This window comes from Pseudomonas sp. GQ91, assembly GCF_059758795.1.
In genome coordinates, this window is sequence record NZ_JCAXED010000009.1 from 191,279 (window position 1) to 205,262 (window position 13,984).

Annotated in this window: 12 protein-coding genes; 6 read left to right on the forward strand and 6 right to left on the reverse strand. The window is 57.9% G+C overall.

Annotated features, from left to right (window positions below; all coding sequences use genetic code 11):
- Nucleotides 1–3: 3 nt before the first annotated feature.
- On the reverse strand, nucleotides 4–771 hold the full coding sequence (locus AC6CIA_RS15630) for a DODA-type extradiol aromatic ring-opening family dioxygenase (protein ID WP_498313249.1): 768 nt from the start codon (nucleotides 769–771) through the stop codon (nucleotides 4–6).
- A 103-nt stretch (nucleotides 772–874) separates the two neighbouring features.
- Between AC6CIA_RS15630 and AC6CIA_RS15635 the strand changes: the two genes are divergently transcribed.
- Complete coding sequence (locus AC6CIA_RS15635) at nucleotides 875–1,531, forward strand: thiopurine S-methyltransferase (protein ID WP_498313251.1); 657 nt, start codon at nucleotides 875–877, stop codon at nucleotides 1,529–1,531.
- A 58-nt stretch (nucleotides 1,532–1,589) separates the two neighbouring features.
- Here the strand turns inward: AC6CIA_RS15635 and htpX are convergent, their stop codons facing one another.
- Entirely contained in the window at nucleotides 1,590–2,477 is an 888-nt protein-coding gene (htpX, locus tag AC6CIA_RS15640) for a protease HtpX (protein ID WP_084378201.1), read from the reverse strand.
- A gap of 315 nt (nucleotides 2,478–2,792) precedes the next feature.
- On the reverse strand, nucleotides 2,793–4,004 hold the full coding sequence (locus AC6CIA_RS15645; protein ID WP_498313253.1) for a pyridoxal phosphate-dependent aminotransferase: 1,212 nt from the start codon (nucleotides 4,002–4,004) through the stop codon (nucleotides 2,793–2,795).
- A 202-nt stretch (nucleotides 4,005–4,206) separates the two neighbouring features.
- On the opposite strand from AC6CIA_RS15645, the gene msrB reads away from it, so the two are divergent.
- From msrB to AC6CIA_RS15660, 3 genes are all read left to right on the forward strand, one after another.
- Nucleotides 4,207–4,599: a peptide-methionine (R)-S-oxide reductase MsrB gene (gene msrB / locus AC6CIA_RS15650; RefSeq protein WP_498313256.1), complete on the forward strand. Its 393-nt coding sequence runs from the start codon at nucleotides 4,207–4,209 to the stop codon at nucleotides 4,597–4,599.
- A gap of 136 nt (nucleotides 4,600–4,735) precedes the next feature.
- Nucleotides 4,736–5,221: a glutathione peroxidase gene (locus tag AC6CIA_RS15655; protein ID WP_498313258.1), complete on the forward strand. Its 486-nt coding sequence runs from the start codon at nucleotides 4,736–4,738 to the stop codon at nucleotides 5,219–5,221.
- The gene (locus tag AC6CIA_RS15660; RefSeq protein ID WP_498313260.1) at nucleotides 5,218–5,679 is read left to right on the forward strand and encodes a MarR family winged helix-turn-helix transcriptional regulator; all 462 of its coding nucleotides are present in this window, start codon (nucleotides 5,218–5,220) and stop codon (nucleotides 5,677–5,679) included. The genes AC6CIA_RS15655 and AC6CIA_RS15660 overlap by 4 nt, the downstream gene beginning before the upstream one ends.
- Here AC6CIA_RS15660 and AC6CIA_RS15665 read toward each other — a convergent pair.
- Entirely contained in the window at nucleotides 5,663–7,987 is a 2,325-nt protein-coding gene (locus AC6CIA_RS15665) for a response regulator (protein WP_498313262.1), read from the reverse strand. The genes AC6CIA_RS15660 and AC6CIA_RS15665 overlap by 17 nt on opposite strands.
- Before the next feature lie 167 nt (nucleotides 7,988–8,154).
- On the opposite strand from AC6CIA_RS15665, the gene AC6CIA_RS15670 reads away from it, so the two are divergent.
- Both AC6CIA_RS15670 and AC6CIA_RS15675 read left to right on the forward strand, forming a co-directional pair.
- Entirely contained in the window at nucleotides 8,155–9,045 is an 891-nt protein-coding gene (locus AC6CIA_RS15670) for an ATP-binding protein (RefSeq protein WP_498313264.1), read from the forward strand.
- Nucleotides 9,042–9,524 (forward strand): GAF domain-containing protein, encoded by a 483-nt coding sequence (locus AC6CIA_RS15675; protein WP_498313266.1) that lies wholly within the window; start codon nucleotides 9,042–9,044, stop codon nucleotides 9,522–9,524. The genes AC6CIA_RS15670 and AC6CIA_RS15675 overlap by 4 nt, the downstream gene beginning before the upstream one ends.
- Before the next feature lie 60 nt (nucleotides 9,525–9,584).
- Here AC6CIA_RS15675 and AC6CIA_RS15680 read toward each other — a convergent pair whose 3' ends face one another.
- Complete coding sequence (locus AC6CIA_RS15680) at nucleotides 9,585–13,208, reverse strand: transporter substrate-binding domain-containing protein (RefSeq protein ID WP_498313268.1); 3,624 nt, start codon at nucleotides 13,206–13,208, stop codon at nucleotides 9,585–9,587.
- A gap of 8 nt (nucleotides 13,209–13,216) precedes the next feature.
- Nucleotides 13,217–13,843, reverse strand: coding sequence for a response regulator (locus AC6CIA_RS15685; protein WP_498313270.1), 627 nt, complete (start codon nucleotides 13,841–13,843; stop codon nucleotides 13,217–13,219).
- Between the last annotated feature and the right edge of the window lie 141 nt (nucleotides 13,844–13,984).

Here is a 13,984-nt window from a genome sequence, read left to right on the forward strand (position 1 = left end):
TATTCAACCGAATCGGTAGATGTCCATGCCCAACGCACCGAGGGTGAAGCCTTGGTGTGCCACGCTGAACTCCCCGCCGGCCGCTCTTGCGAAATACAGCGGCAACAAATGCTCCTCGCTGGGGTGGCTGCGCACGGCATGCGGCGCCTGTCGGCGGTAGTCGTGCAGGGCGGCTTCGTCTTGTGCGGCCAGTTTATCCACCACCCAGTCGCGAAAGTCCCGTGCCCAGGGTTGGATGCGTTCCGGTGCGGCCTGCCAATCCAGTTCACCCAGGTTATGGGTAATGCTGCCAGACCCGATCAGCAGCACGCCTTGCTCGCGCAAGCCGGCCAGTGCATGCCCGATCTGGGTTTGCAGGGCCGGGCCCATCTGGCTTGGCAGCGATACTTGCACCACCGGAATATCGGCGCTCGGATACATCAACGACAGCGGCACCCAGGTGCCATGGTCAAAAGGGCGCTGTTTATCGAGACGCGCATTCAAGTCACTGGTGGCGAGCAACTCGACAATCTGTTGCGCCAGTTGCGGGTTGCCGGGGGCCGGATACTGCACGGCAAACAGCGCTCGCGGGAAGCCGCCGAAGTCATGCCAGGTCTCTGGGGTGGGGCTGCCGCTGACCAGTAGCTCATGGCTTTCCCAATGGGCTGACACCACCACAATCGCGGTTGGTCGGGACAACCCGGCTGCCAGGCGCTGGAGTGCCGGACCACTGGCGCCGGGTTGCAACGCGAGCATCGGCGAGCCGTGGGAAATAAACAGGCTAGGGAGCATGAGCAGGGTCCTCAAGGTTAAGATGGGACCATCTTCAATCAGGTCTTTGATCTAAATCTAATATAAGTTTTAGCGCTGTTTAATCGAATTTCTTGGGTGGTTCATGGATTTCACGTTTTGGCATGAGCGCTGGGCGCACAATCAGATCGGCTTTCACCTGGCGCAGGTTAATCCGTACCTGCAACGACACTGGCCCAGCCTTGACCTTGCGCGCGATACCCAGGTACTGGTGCCGTTATGTGGCAAAAGCCTGGATCTGATGTGGCTGGCCGGTCAAGGGCATCGGGTTTTAGGCGTCGAACTGTCGGAAAAGGCGATTGAAGCGTTCTTCCGCGAGCAGCGGCTAAGCGCGACCCTTCGTGAGCAGGGCGCGTTCAAGGTCTATCAGGCGGGAGCAATCGAGTTGTGGTGCGGGGATTTCTTTGCATTGAGTGCGGCTGATGTGGCGGGTTGTACCGCGCTGTATGACCGGGCGGCACTGATTGCCCTGCCGATGTCGATGCGCGAACACTACGCTGCGCAGTTGAATACATTGCTCGTTCAAGGCAGAAGTGGCCTGTTGATCACCCTGGATTATGACCAGGCGCAGAAAGCCGGGCCGCCGTTCGCGGTGGGCGATGATGAGGTGAGAGCGTTGCTGGGCACTCGCTGGCGCCTGAATACGCTGGAGCGGCGAGATATCCTGGAGGCAAGTCCCAAGTTCCTGCAGAGCGGGGTCAAGCGGCTTGAGGAGCGGGTTTACCGGTTGACCAGCACGTAAAGGGCGCCCACAAAAAAGGAGCGATTGGATCGCCCCTTCTTTGCCTTGCCACTGAGGATCAGCCGCGACGGCGCAATGCGTCGATACGTTCTTCCAGTGGCGGGTGGCTCATGAACATCCGAGCCAGGCCTTGCTTGACGCCACCATTGATGCCAAAGGCATTCAGGGTGTCCGGCATATGCACCGGCAAACCCTGTTCGGAGCGCAGGCGCTGCAGCGCGCCGATCATGGCGTTGGTACCGGCCAGTTGGGCTCCGGCTTCGTCGGCGCGGAATTCCCGTTTGCGCGAGAACCACATCACGATGGAACTGGCGAGGAAGCCCAGGACCAGTTCGGCAAAGATGGTCGCCACGTAGTAAGCGATACCCTGGCCGCCTTCGTTCTTGAAGATCACCTTGTCGACGAAGTTACCGATGATCCGCGCGAAGAACATCACGAAGGTGTTCACCACGCCTTGCACCAGCGCCAGGGTGACCATGTCACCGTTCGCCACGTGACCGATTTCGTGAGCCAGTACCGCCTTCACTTCGTCGGGCGAGAAACGCTCCAGCAAGCCCTGGCTGACGGCGACAAGCGCATCGTTTTTGTTCCAGCCAGTGGCAAATGCGTTGGCCTCGTAGGCCGGGAAAATCCCGACCTCGGGCATCTTGATCCCGGCTTCGCGAGACAGCTGTTCGACGGTTTGCAGCAACCATTGCTCATGGCGGGTGCGCGGTTGGGTGATGATCTGGGTGCTGGTGCTCATCTTCGCCATCCACTTGGAGATGAACAGCGAGAAAATCGAGCCGGCGAAACCAAAGACCGCACAGAAAACCAGCAGCTGATTAAGGTTCAGATCAACCCCGTTGGCCGCCATGAACCCGTTGAAGCCAAAGAGGCTCAGGGTGATGCTGGCAATCAGCACGACCGCCAGGTTAGTGGCCAAGAACAGCAGGATGCGCATCATGGTTGTAGAATTCTCCTCATGCTTAATATGTCGCGTACTGCGGGGTATATAAGGTGCGGCACTGGGCTATTCAACCGGGCGACTATTTCAAACTGTGTCCTACAGCCTGAGCGTAGAGCCTTGAAGGTTTTTTCCGAACCTGGATGACGGTGAATATTCACCCTCGGTAGCGGTTACGCCCCGTGATTGTTGGGGGGGCGTTCGAGGTCAGGGGGTGACAGCGAGTCCCTGAGGACGCCTGTAGCTGCCGGGGCAGAGATGTGTTGCCAGATAATCACTGTACGACCTTCAGCAGGTCGTACAGTGGAAATATCGTTACTGGCGATAAGACTTCAGGAAGTTGCCAATGCGCCCGATAGCCATGTCCAGGTCATCCACGCGCGGCAAGGTCACCACGCGGAAGTGGTCGGGCCATGGCCAGTTAAACGCGGTGCCCTGGACCACCAGCAGTTTTTCCGACAGCAGCAGGTCGAGAACGAACTTCTCGTCGTTGTGGATCGGGCAGACCTTGGGGTCAATCCGTGGGAAGGCGTACAGCGCCCCCATGGGTTTGACGCAACTTACGCCGGGAATGTCGTTAAGCAGTTCCCAAGTGCGGTTACGCTGCTCCAGCAGACGGCCAGCCGGCAATACCAGGTCGTTGATGCTCTGGTATCCGCCCAGGGCGGTCTGGATCGCATGTTGGCTCGGCACGTTGGCGCACAGGCGCATATTGGCCAGCATATCGATGCCTTCGATATAGCTCTGGGCGTTGTGCTTGGGACCGGAGATCGCGACCCAGCCGGAACGGAAGCCCGCGACCCGATACGACTTGGACAAACCATTGAAGGTCAGGCACAGCAGATCCGGTGCCAGGGAGGCGGTGCAGATGTGCACTGCGTCGTCATACAGGATCTTGTCGTAGATCTCGTCGGAGAACACCACCAGGTTGTGTTGGCGGGCCAGTTCAAGCATGCCCAGCAACACTTCCCTGGAGTACACGGCACCGGTGGGGTTGTTCGGGTTGATGATCACCAGGGCCTTGGTGTTGGGGGTGATCTTGGCCTTGATGTCTGCCAGGTCCGGCCACCAGTTGGCTTGCTCGTCGCACAGGTAATGCACCGGATGGCCGCCGGCCAGGGATACCGCGGCGGTCCAGAGCGGATAATCGGGCGCCGGTACCAGCACTTCATCGCCATTATTGAGCAAGGCCTGCATGGCCATCACGATCAGTTCGGAAACGCCGTTGCCCAGATAGATGTCTTCGATGCCGACACCTTCCACCTGTTTTTGCTGGTAGTACTGCATCACCGCCTTGCGTGCGCTGAACAAACCCTTGGAGTCGCTGTAGCCTTGGGCGGTAGGCAGGTTGCGGATCACATCCTGGAGAATCTCGTCCGGCGCCTCGAAGCCAAAAGGTGCCGGGTTGCCGATGTTCAGCTTGAGGATGCGTTGGCCTTCCTCTTCCAGGCGCTTGGCGTGCTTGAGCACTGGGCCGCGAATATCATAGCAGACGTTGGCGAGCTTGTTCGATTTGCTGACCTGCATGGCGATGTGATCCTGAAAATGAACGATCCGGACGGTGTGAAGACGACTGTGCCGGGAATCCCGCGTTGGCCTGACCGATAAATACGTTTGAATGCCGATAACGCGGGTGCCAGACTGGCAGTTTGAAGAGGCGCAATCATACGTGCCGCCTGATCCACGGAAAAGACACAGATCAGGCTTTTTCAGTTGCCGAGGTGTATCGATGGAAAAGTTGCAGAAAACCCTTCAAGAATGGCAGGACATGCTCGACCCGGCGCAGTATCAGGTGTGCCGCCTCAAAGGCACCGAGCGGCCGTTTTCCGGCAAGTACAATGCCACCACCACCGATGGTGTTTATCACTGCATCTGCTGCCATGAACCGTTATTCGATTCAACGACCAAGTTTGATGCCGGCTGTGGCTGGCCCAGTTTCTACGAGCCGATTGCCGACAGTGCGATGATCGAGATTCGCGACGTCAGCCACGGCATGATCCGCACCGAGGTCACCTGTGCCAAGTGCGATGCGCATCTGGGCCATGTATTCCCGGATGGTCCGCCGCCGACGGGGTTGCGTTATTGCATCAATTCGGTGTGCCTGGAGTTGGTTCCACGCTGATCCATCGCATTGTGCAGGGGCGCGCCAACCCGCTCCTGCCGTGGGTTATGCCATGGCATAAGTGCGCTCAATTAAATTGCATGCAATTTAATTGAGCGCTATGTTTTGCGCCTGTTCACTCTTGCGAGACGCCATCATGAGCGACAACCTGCTGAGCATTGCGTGTACCACCATCAAGGGCGAGGAAAAGACCTTGGCGGATTTCGCCGGTAAGGCCATTCTCGTGGTCAATACCGCCAGCAAATGCGGTTTCACCCCGCAGTACAAAGGCCTGGAACAGCTCTGGCAGCAATACAAGGACCGGGGCCTGGTGGTGCTGGGTTTTCCGTGCAATCAGTTTGGCAAGCAGGAGCCTGGCAACGAAGGGGCTATTTCCGAGTTTTGCGAGTTGAATTTCGGTGTGAGCTTTCCGCTGTTTAAAAAGATCGACGTCAACGGTGACGCGGCTCACCCGTTGTTTGTGCAGTTGAAACAACGCGCGCCGGGTGTACTCGGGTCCAAGGGCATCAAGTGGAATTTCACCAAGTTCCTGATTGGCCGTGATGGTCAGGTGGTCAAGCGTTTCGCGCCGACCACCAAACCCCAGGCGCTGACCCAAGAGATCGAAGCATTGCTCAAATGAACGACCTGAGTGCTGATTCCCTGAGCCTCGACAACCAGTTGTGCTTCAAGCTGTACGCCGCTTCGCGGGCGGTAACGCGTGCGTATAAGCCGATGCTGCAGCAATTGGGTCTGACTTACCCGCAATACCTGGTGATGCTGGTGTTGTGGCAATGGCAGGAGACGGCAATGCCACAGCCCACGGTCAAGGCCCTGGGAGAACGCTTGCGGCTGGACTCCGGTACGCTCACGCCGCTGCTCAAGCGGCTTGAACAATTGGCCCTGATCAAGCGGCGGCGCAGTGCCAGCGATGAGCGCGAGGTGCATCTCAGTCTTGCCGAAGCGGGCATGGCGCTGCGTGAACGTGTCCAGCCGTTGAAGGCGCGCCTGTTGTGTGAGAGTGGCGTCGACCTGAGTCAGGCCGACGCTTTGCGCCGTGGCCTGGATCAATTGCTCACGCAACTCAGAGACTTGTCGTAATCGGCACCCACAGGTCGAGCAGGGCGTTGAGTTCTTCCCGGCGAAAAGGCTTGGCCAGATAGTCGTTCATCCCCGCCGCCCGGCAACGCTCCCGTTCTTCGGAGAGGGCATTGGCGGTCAGCGCGACAATCGGCAGCTCAGGCCAGCGTCCGCTGCGGCGAATTTGCCGGCTCGCCTCGTAGCCATCCATCACCGGCATATTGCAGTCCATCAACACCATGTCGAAGCGGTGTTCCTCCAGCAGCTTCAGCGCTTCGCCGCCGTGGGCCGCCACAATCACCTCGCAGCCGAGCTTGCCCAGCATGCCCTTGGCCACCAGTTGATTGACCGGGTTGTCCTCCACCAGCAGGATGCGCGCGCGGAAAGCCACGGGACCGCTTTCCAACTGGACGAGGTCAAGTACGGTGTCGGCGCCGATGCGCAATGTTCGCTGCAAGATCTGGTACAGCGCGGTGCGGCTCAGCGGACGCGCTTGCTGCTGTAAGGGGGCGAGGGCGGCCACCTCTTCGCTGGGCATGAAGTTGCCGTAGGCGGTGACCAGCAGAATCGGTGCCTTGATGGCTGGCCGCAGGTTGAACAGGCACTCAGGGCAGTCCGTGATCAGCAGATCGGGGACGAGCCCGTACAGATTGTCGTCGAGGGTGTAGCAACGCGGCGTCAAGCCCCAACCGGGCAGCAACGTGTTGAGTAATTCCGCCAGGCCGCTGCTGGCTCCGGTGATCACTATCACGTCACCCGCCAGAGGAGCCAGGTCGACGGCGGGCGCATGGGCGGACAATGGCAGGTCGGCGCAGAACTGGCTGCCAAATCCCGCCTCCGAGCTGATGCTCAGGCGGCCGGACATGGCTTCGCAGAGGTTGTGAGTCAGCGCCAGCCCCAGGCCTGTCCCGCCAAACTGGCGTGTAATGCCGGCGCCGGCCTGAGTGAAGGGTTGGAATATCTTCACCTGAGCCTCCTGCGCAATGCCGATGCCGGTGTCGCACACCTCGATGCGCACACCACCCGCATGCATGCCCACGCGCACATCGACCCGGCCGAAGCGAGTGAATTTCAAGGCATTCGACAGCAAGTTACTGATGATCTGCCGGACTCGGGTCGGATCGCCGATGATCTGGGCGGGAAACTGCGGTTCGATCAGGCAAGTCAGCTCGACACTGGGAGCCGCGTTTTGCGAAAGCAGATTGGCGGTGTCCTCGACCAGTGAGCCGAGGTCGAACGGAATGTTCTCCAGCTCCAACTGACCGGCATCGAACTTGGACAAGTCGAGAATATCATTGAGCAGTTCCACCAGCACTTTGCCGGAGTCGTGGGCGATGGACAGTTGTTGGCGCTGCTCGGCATTCAGCGGGCTGTCCAGGGAAAGGGCGATCATCCCCAGCAAACCATTGAGCGGAGTGCGGATTTCGTGACTCATGTTGGCCAGGAAGGCGGCCCGTGACTGGGCCATGCCGAGGGCTGTCATCTTCGCAGCTTCCAGCTCTTGGTTGGATTGGCTCAACTGATGGTTGCTCGCCTTGAGCTCGGTCGTCCGCGCTGAAACAATGTCCTCCAGTTGCCCGAGATACTCGGTCAGGCGATCCTCGGCGTGGCGCCGTTGCTGGATTTCGGTTTCCATGTTTTCAAATTGCTGGTTGGCGACATTGACCAGTACGCCGATTTCGTCGTGTTCGTGGCCCGGCGGGCACTTCAGGCGGTTGCTGGAAGCATCGCGGGTGTCATGGGTGCTCAGTTCGCGGATAATCCGCACCAGGGGCTGCGTCAGCATCACGTAGAACAGCCCCAGCAGAAGGCCTGTCAGGATCAGGCTGCGGGCAAAGCCGTTAAGCAGGGTGATCTCGGCGCGGTGCAGGAAACGGCTTCCGAAGGTGTAAGTGTCGACATCCAGGCGCAAGACACCCAGGGACTCGCTAGGCATATGCGTGAGATACAGGCGGTCTTCGAACTGGCGATTGGCACCGAACATGAAGTCGCTGAGGGGCCGGTAGCTGCTTTCCTTGCGCGGTCGGTCAACGTCCGCCAGGACCATCCCGTTGTTGTCGATCAGTTGTGCCCGGATGATGGCGGGGGAGTGCAGCAGGCCTCGCGTCAGCTCCTGGGCCAGTTCGGCGTCGATGTTGTAGGCAATGCGCGAAGCCGGGTTATGGCTGATTTCTATCAGCGAGCGTATTTCACGGTTGATGGAAGCGTCTTCGCTGGCATAATCAATGCCGATCTGGATCAGGCTGAGCAAGGTTCCCAATACGAAACCGACCAGCACAGTCAGTCTGGCTTGTTTATAAGACAAGCGGTGGGCGAACTTGATATCCATCGAGTGCTGAACCACTTTATTTACGTTTCCCTTCGCCCGGCAAGCATAGCTGAACATCCACAAGATCGGCCTTGCCCGGCATGAATCGATTTATTCAGGTGCAGCCCGCGGGCTGCGTCAAGTTGCCAATACGCCATCTTTTACAAAAACTTGCCAGAGGAATAGTCGTGGATTCTCGATTGAATGCCTTTCTTGAGCGGGCCGATGCAGTGCTTGCGCGTCTGGAACCTTTATTGCCAGCCCCTCGCCAAGTCATTGACTGGGACCAATGCCTGGCTGCCCGCTGGCAGCGCGAAGGTCGCAGCGGATTCCTGTTGCCGCTGGAAGTCAGCCTGGATATGCGCCTGTCGGATTTGATCGGCGTGGACAAGCAGCGCGAACAACTGGCGCGCAATACCCAACAGTTTCTCGACGGTTTGCCGGCCAACCACGCATTGCTCTGGGGATCACGGGGGACCGGCAAATCTTCTCTGGTGCGGGCCTTGCTGGCTCAGCACGCCAAGGCCGGTCTACGGCTGATTGAGATCGAACGTGATCACCTGGCGGACCTGCCAAGGGTGGTGGAGCAACTGGTCAAGTTGCCACAACGTTTCGTGCTGTTTTGCGATGATTTGTCCTTTGAGGCGGGTGAAAGCGATTACCGGGTCCTCAAGAGCGTGCTGGATGGCTCCCTGGAACAGGCGCCGGAAAACGTCTTGCTGTACGCCACGTCCAACCGCCGCCATCTGGTCCCGGAAAACCAGAGCGACAATGAGAACTGGAAGAGAGTCGATGGCGAGTTGCATCCCAATGAAGCGGTGGAAGACAAGATTGCCTTGTCCGATCGTTTTGGGTTGTGGCTGTCGTTTTATCCGTTCAGTCAGGAGCATTTCCTGGATGTGGTCGAGCATTGGATCGGCGAGTTGGCGAGCAAGTCCGGTCTGCAATGGCAACGGGATGAAGAACTGGACATTCTTGCGGTGCGCTGGGCCACGGGGCGCGGTAACCGAAACGGCCGCTGTGCCTATCAGTTCGCCCGCTATTGGGTGGGCCTGAAACTCCTGGAGCGTCAAGCATGATCGATTTACAGCAGGCCGGCACCGGCCTAGACGGGTACGCAATGCTGTGTGCGCAGCTTGAGTCCCTGTTGGCGGATGAGCGGGACTTCATTGCCAATGCGGCGCAGTTTTCCGCGTTCCTGTTTAATCAACTCGACGATTTGAACTGGGCGGGCTTCTATCTCAATCGTGACGAAGAGCTGGTCCTCGGGCCTTTCCAGGGACAGATCGCCTGCGTGCGAATTCCGTTTGGCCGGGGTGTCTGTGGTGCTGCCGCAGCCACACGGCAAACCCAGCGGGTGGAAGATGTGCATGCCTTTGCCGGGCACATCGCATGTGACAGCGCCTCCAACAGCGAACTGGTTGTCCCTTTGATCAAGGATGGCAAGTTGATTGGCGTGTTGGACCTCGACAGCCCGGAACTGGCGCGTTTTACCCCCGAAGATCAAACCGGTATCGAGCAACTGTCAGCGATTTTCCTGCGCTTGACCGACTGCTGAGCGGATCTGAAGTATACGAGCGCCTGATGTTCGGGCGCCCGGATTAAAAGCTGACGCTACTCAGTGAGACGGCCGGTCGAGTTGCATTTTCAGGAGACGTTCCAGCTCCAGCATGGTTCTTTCGATAGCCTTGACCCACGTGTCGATGTGCGGTTGGTCGACACCTTCGCCAGCCTGTTCCAGGGCTTCGCATTGCTCCGCCAAGGTCCGGGCCTGGACGATTCTGGCCGCGCCCTTGATCTTGTGGGCCTGGTCAATGAGGTCTTGGCGCGTGCCTTGTGCCAGGAGTGTCATCAGCTCTTCGCGGTCATGGCGGCTGCTTCTGAGCAATTCCCCCAGCAGGCGCTGGCTTAATAAGGGATCACCGCCGGTGAGGGCATTCAGGTTGCCGAGCTCGAAGAGTTCGCAGGGCGGCCTTGGGGTGATTTCGGCCAGGTGGCGCTCCAGCATCGTGAGGCTGATGGGTTTGAACAGGCAGTCATTCATGCCGGCTTCTTTGCAGCGCTGCCTTTCTTCGGGTTGGGCATTGGCCGTAAAGCCCAGGATGATACAAGGCGCGAGTTTTTCCCGGTGTTCATGCTCGCGAATCGAACGGGCCAACTCATAGCCGTTCATGATGGGCATGTTGCAGTCGGCGATGATCAGGTCGAAATGCGCCTGGCGCCACGCCTGGAAACCTGCTGCGCCATGCTGGACGGCGGTAAACTGATGACCCAGGAAGCCCAGTTGCTGGCACATGAGCAAACGGTTCGCGGGGTGGTCGTCCACCACCAGTACGCTGAGTACGGCGGCCGCATTCGGAGCCGCGGGCTTGAGTTCGATCAAAGGCTGTGCGGGCGGCAGACTGGTCAACCTGAGTGAGACAAAGACCTCGGTGCCGACGCTGGGCACGCTGCTCAGTGTCAGTCGCCCGCCCATCATTTCGCACAGGCTGCGACAGATCACCAACCCCAGGCCCGCACCGCTTCTGGCCAGGTGTCCAGAGTTGTCGGCTTGGGAGAACGGTTCGAACAGGCGTTGCTGATCACTCCGGCTGATGCCGATTCCCGTGTCCTCGACTACCAGCTTCATCTCGATTTGTTGCGGCTGGAAGGTGGGTTGGACGTCGACCTTGATCTTCACTTCACCTTGTTCGGTGAACTTGATCGCATTACTCACCAGGTTCGACAGAATCTGCTTGAAACGCAGGGGATCGATCTGCACGTCGTTTTCGCTGACGCCGGAATTGAATTCCAATAGCAACTGCAGGCTTTTCTGGCGCGCCAGACCATCGAAGACGCGTATCACCGACTCGATCATTTCCCGCAGGTTGACGCGTTCCGGTGCCAGGCTCAAGCGACCGGATTCGATCCGGGCGATATCCAGGATATCGCCAATCAACTCCAGCAGGTCTTTGGCGGAGTTGTAGGCAACCTCGATCGCCGGGCGATCCAACCCCCCATGATCGGCGCGCTTGAGTGTCAGCTCAAGCATGCCGATGACCGCGTTCATCGGGGTGCGAATCTCGTGGCTCATGGTTGCAAGGAACGTGCTTTTGGCGCGATTGGCTTCATCCGCGCGATCCTTGGCGGCGCGCAGTTCATCGAACAATTGACGTCGTTCACTGATATCGATCCAGCCGCCGATAACGCCCTGGACTTCGCCGACGGAGTTACGGTACGGCAATATCCAGTGATAAATCGTCAATTTCTGCCCATGGATGTGCAAGGGGCGATCAAGGATCAGTGAGCTGCCTTCGCTCACCACCCGCTGATAATCGGCTTGGTATTGCCTGGCTTCCGCATCAATGTCGAGGCCCATCTGAGTGACGCACTTACCAATGACCTCCTCACGCTTGACGTCGAAAACCTGCAGGTAGCTGTCATTGCAGATCTGGAGCAGGCCATCGCAGTCACGTACGTAGATTGGGTGGGGCGTTTCGTTGACCAGGGCGCGCATGAATTCATATTGGTCGTTGAGCGCACGTTCAGCCATCTGGCGTTGCTTGATCTGCCTGCGCATGTAGGCATTCCAGGCTAAAGATGTCAGCAACAGCAGCCCGATACCCGTGATGATCTGGATAATCAGGCGATGGTAGTTGCGCCAGTAACTGTCGGACACCGCCGTGTAGCCGCGCCAGCGGCTGTTGATGACCCCCAGTTCATCGGGGGCGATGCTCAGGAGCGCCTTGTCGAGGATCGAGTTCAGTTCGGTGGCACTGCGCGAGGTCGCCAATGAAAAGGAAGCGAGTTGAGTGCCAATACTCGAGCTTATCTGCAAATTGTCCTTGAATACGTGCGAGGAGAGGAAATAGTTGGCGACCACCAGAGAATTGACCGCACCTTCCACCTGCTCCTGGGCCAACATTTCCGTGGCCTTGAAGGTGTCGCTGACTTCTTGCAGGATAATCTGCGGAAACTCGCGCCGCAGATAACCCACCAAGGGATTGCCCTCGGTGACCGCGAGATGCTTGCCTGCCAACTGCTCCAGGCTGGCGGGCGCGCCAGGTTCCTTGCGTGTCAGCAGGACATAGGAGTTTTCCAGGTAGGGACGGCTGAAGTTCAGCCTGCTCTCGCGTTCTGGGCTAGGGAGTATTGCCGCGATGATATCTGCCCTGCCGGTTTCGATTTGCTGGATCATTTCGTTGACGCTGCGGGTGTTGTGAACCTCGAAGCGCAGACCTGTACGCAAACGGATCAGCTCTAGCAGGTCAGCGGTGATGCCGCGCAGTCGGCCTTCCGAGTCAAGAAAAGTCAGTGGGGCGAAGGTCTCGTTGATCACCACCTTCACGACGGGGTGTTGCTTGAGCCAGCGTTCCTCTCGCACGCTCAGTTGCAACTTCTGATCGGTCAACAGAATGTCGCTGCCAGCGCTCCAGCGCTTGGAGATGCGTTCCCGCTCATGGGTGGTGACGGCGGAGAGAATCGAGTTGATGATACTGAGCAGGATTTGCTGATCGTGGTGCACGGCAAAGCTGAAGCCATATGCTTCATGCTCGCCGAAATTGGCCATCCGGATATTTTTCAGATAGCCCTTGTTGATCATGTAGTGAGTGGAAATGGTATCGCCGAGAAATACATCGGCCTGGTCGAACGCCACGGCATTCAGCGCGTTCTGGTAGGACTGGTAAGTCTGGATAATGGCCTCTGGATAGAGCGCTTCGACTTCCGCCAAGGGCAAGTAATGGTAGACAAGGCTGAGCCGCATGCCTGCCAGCCCGTCATTGAGTGGAGGGTTTTCTCCCTCTCGAGTGACGAGTACCGGCTGGTCGATAGCGTAGGGCTGAGACAGGACGATAGCGGAGTTTCTTGCCTCAAAGCCGTTGGCAGAGCCCAGCAGGTCGATTTCTCCCGCTTCCAGTGCCTCGATCGCGGCTTCCCTCGACGGGTAGCGCAGCACGCTGACGGGCAGGGCGAGTGTCTTGGCCAGGATGCCGGCGTAATCGGCTGTGATGCCTTCATAGTCGCGTCCGCTGACGGTCACGTCGAAAGGGGCGTAGTCGGGTGCAGAGGTCCCCAGTACGAGCTCGCGTTTGTTTTGCAGCCATTCACGCTGTGTTTTGTTCAGTGCCGCAGCCCGCGGAACATTACTGGTACGGCTCAGTAGCGAATAACGTTGCGGATCGGCGTGAGTGGCTGACACTGAGGTACTCAGGCACAACCCGAAACTTAATATGATTAAATAGTCCTTTAAGCGCCTTGGCATCCTGTTTCTCACACTAACGCGTTGCGTTTTGCCATCTCGATAAGTTCTACCAAGGATTTGGCTTTGAGTTTTTGCATGAGTCTTTTTTTGTAGGTGCTGACGGTTTTGTTACTGAGAAACATACCTTTGGCGATTTCCTTGTTTGTACGCCCTTGTGCAAAAAGCTGCAAAACCATTAGTTCCCGATCGTTGACGGTTTTGAAAAGTTCAAGCTCTTCGTTGCTACCCTCTTCAGAGTTGCTGGCGTTCAAGGCCTGGCTGGGAAAGTAATTGTATCCGGATAGCACAGCCCTTATGGCGCTTATAAGTTCACTCAGATCACCCTCCTTACACACATAGCCATCGGCGCCGGATCGCATGCAACGTGTAGCGAAGAGTGTCGGGGACTGGGCTGTAAGAATCAGGGTTTTCATCGGAGTACTCATTGCATTGAACCGGCAAAGAACCTCCAGTCCGTCGAGTTTCGGAATGCTGATGTCAAGAATTATAAGGTCTGGAAGGCATTCGCGGACCATCTGTATTGCGTCGCAGCCATTGTCGGTTTCACCAACTACTTTGTAACCTTCGTGTTCGAGTAACATTCGTATGGCAAGTCGAATAACAGGATGATCATCGATAATAAAAACTGAGTTCATAATCCAATTCCAGGCAAATGCAAATAAGCGCGCACATTAGCCCAGAAGGTAGGGCAGGAGCATGAAGGGATGGCTGGGCAGGTACAAAAGAGGAAAATTCCCACGTAAAATAAGGCGCTAGACTACATTCCGCTAAGGCGT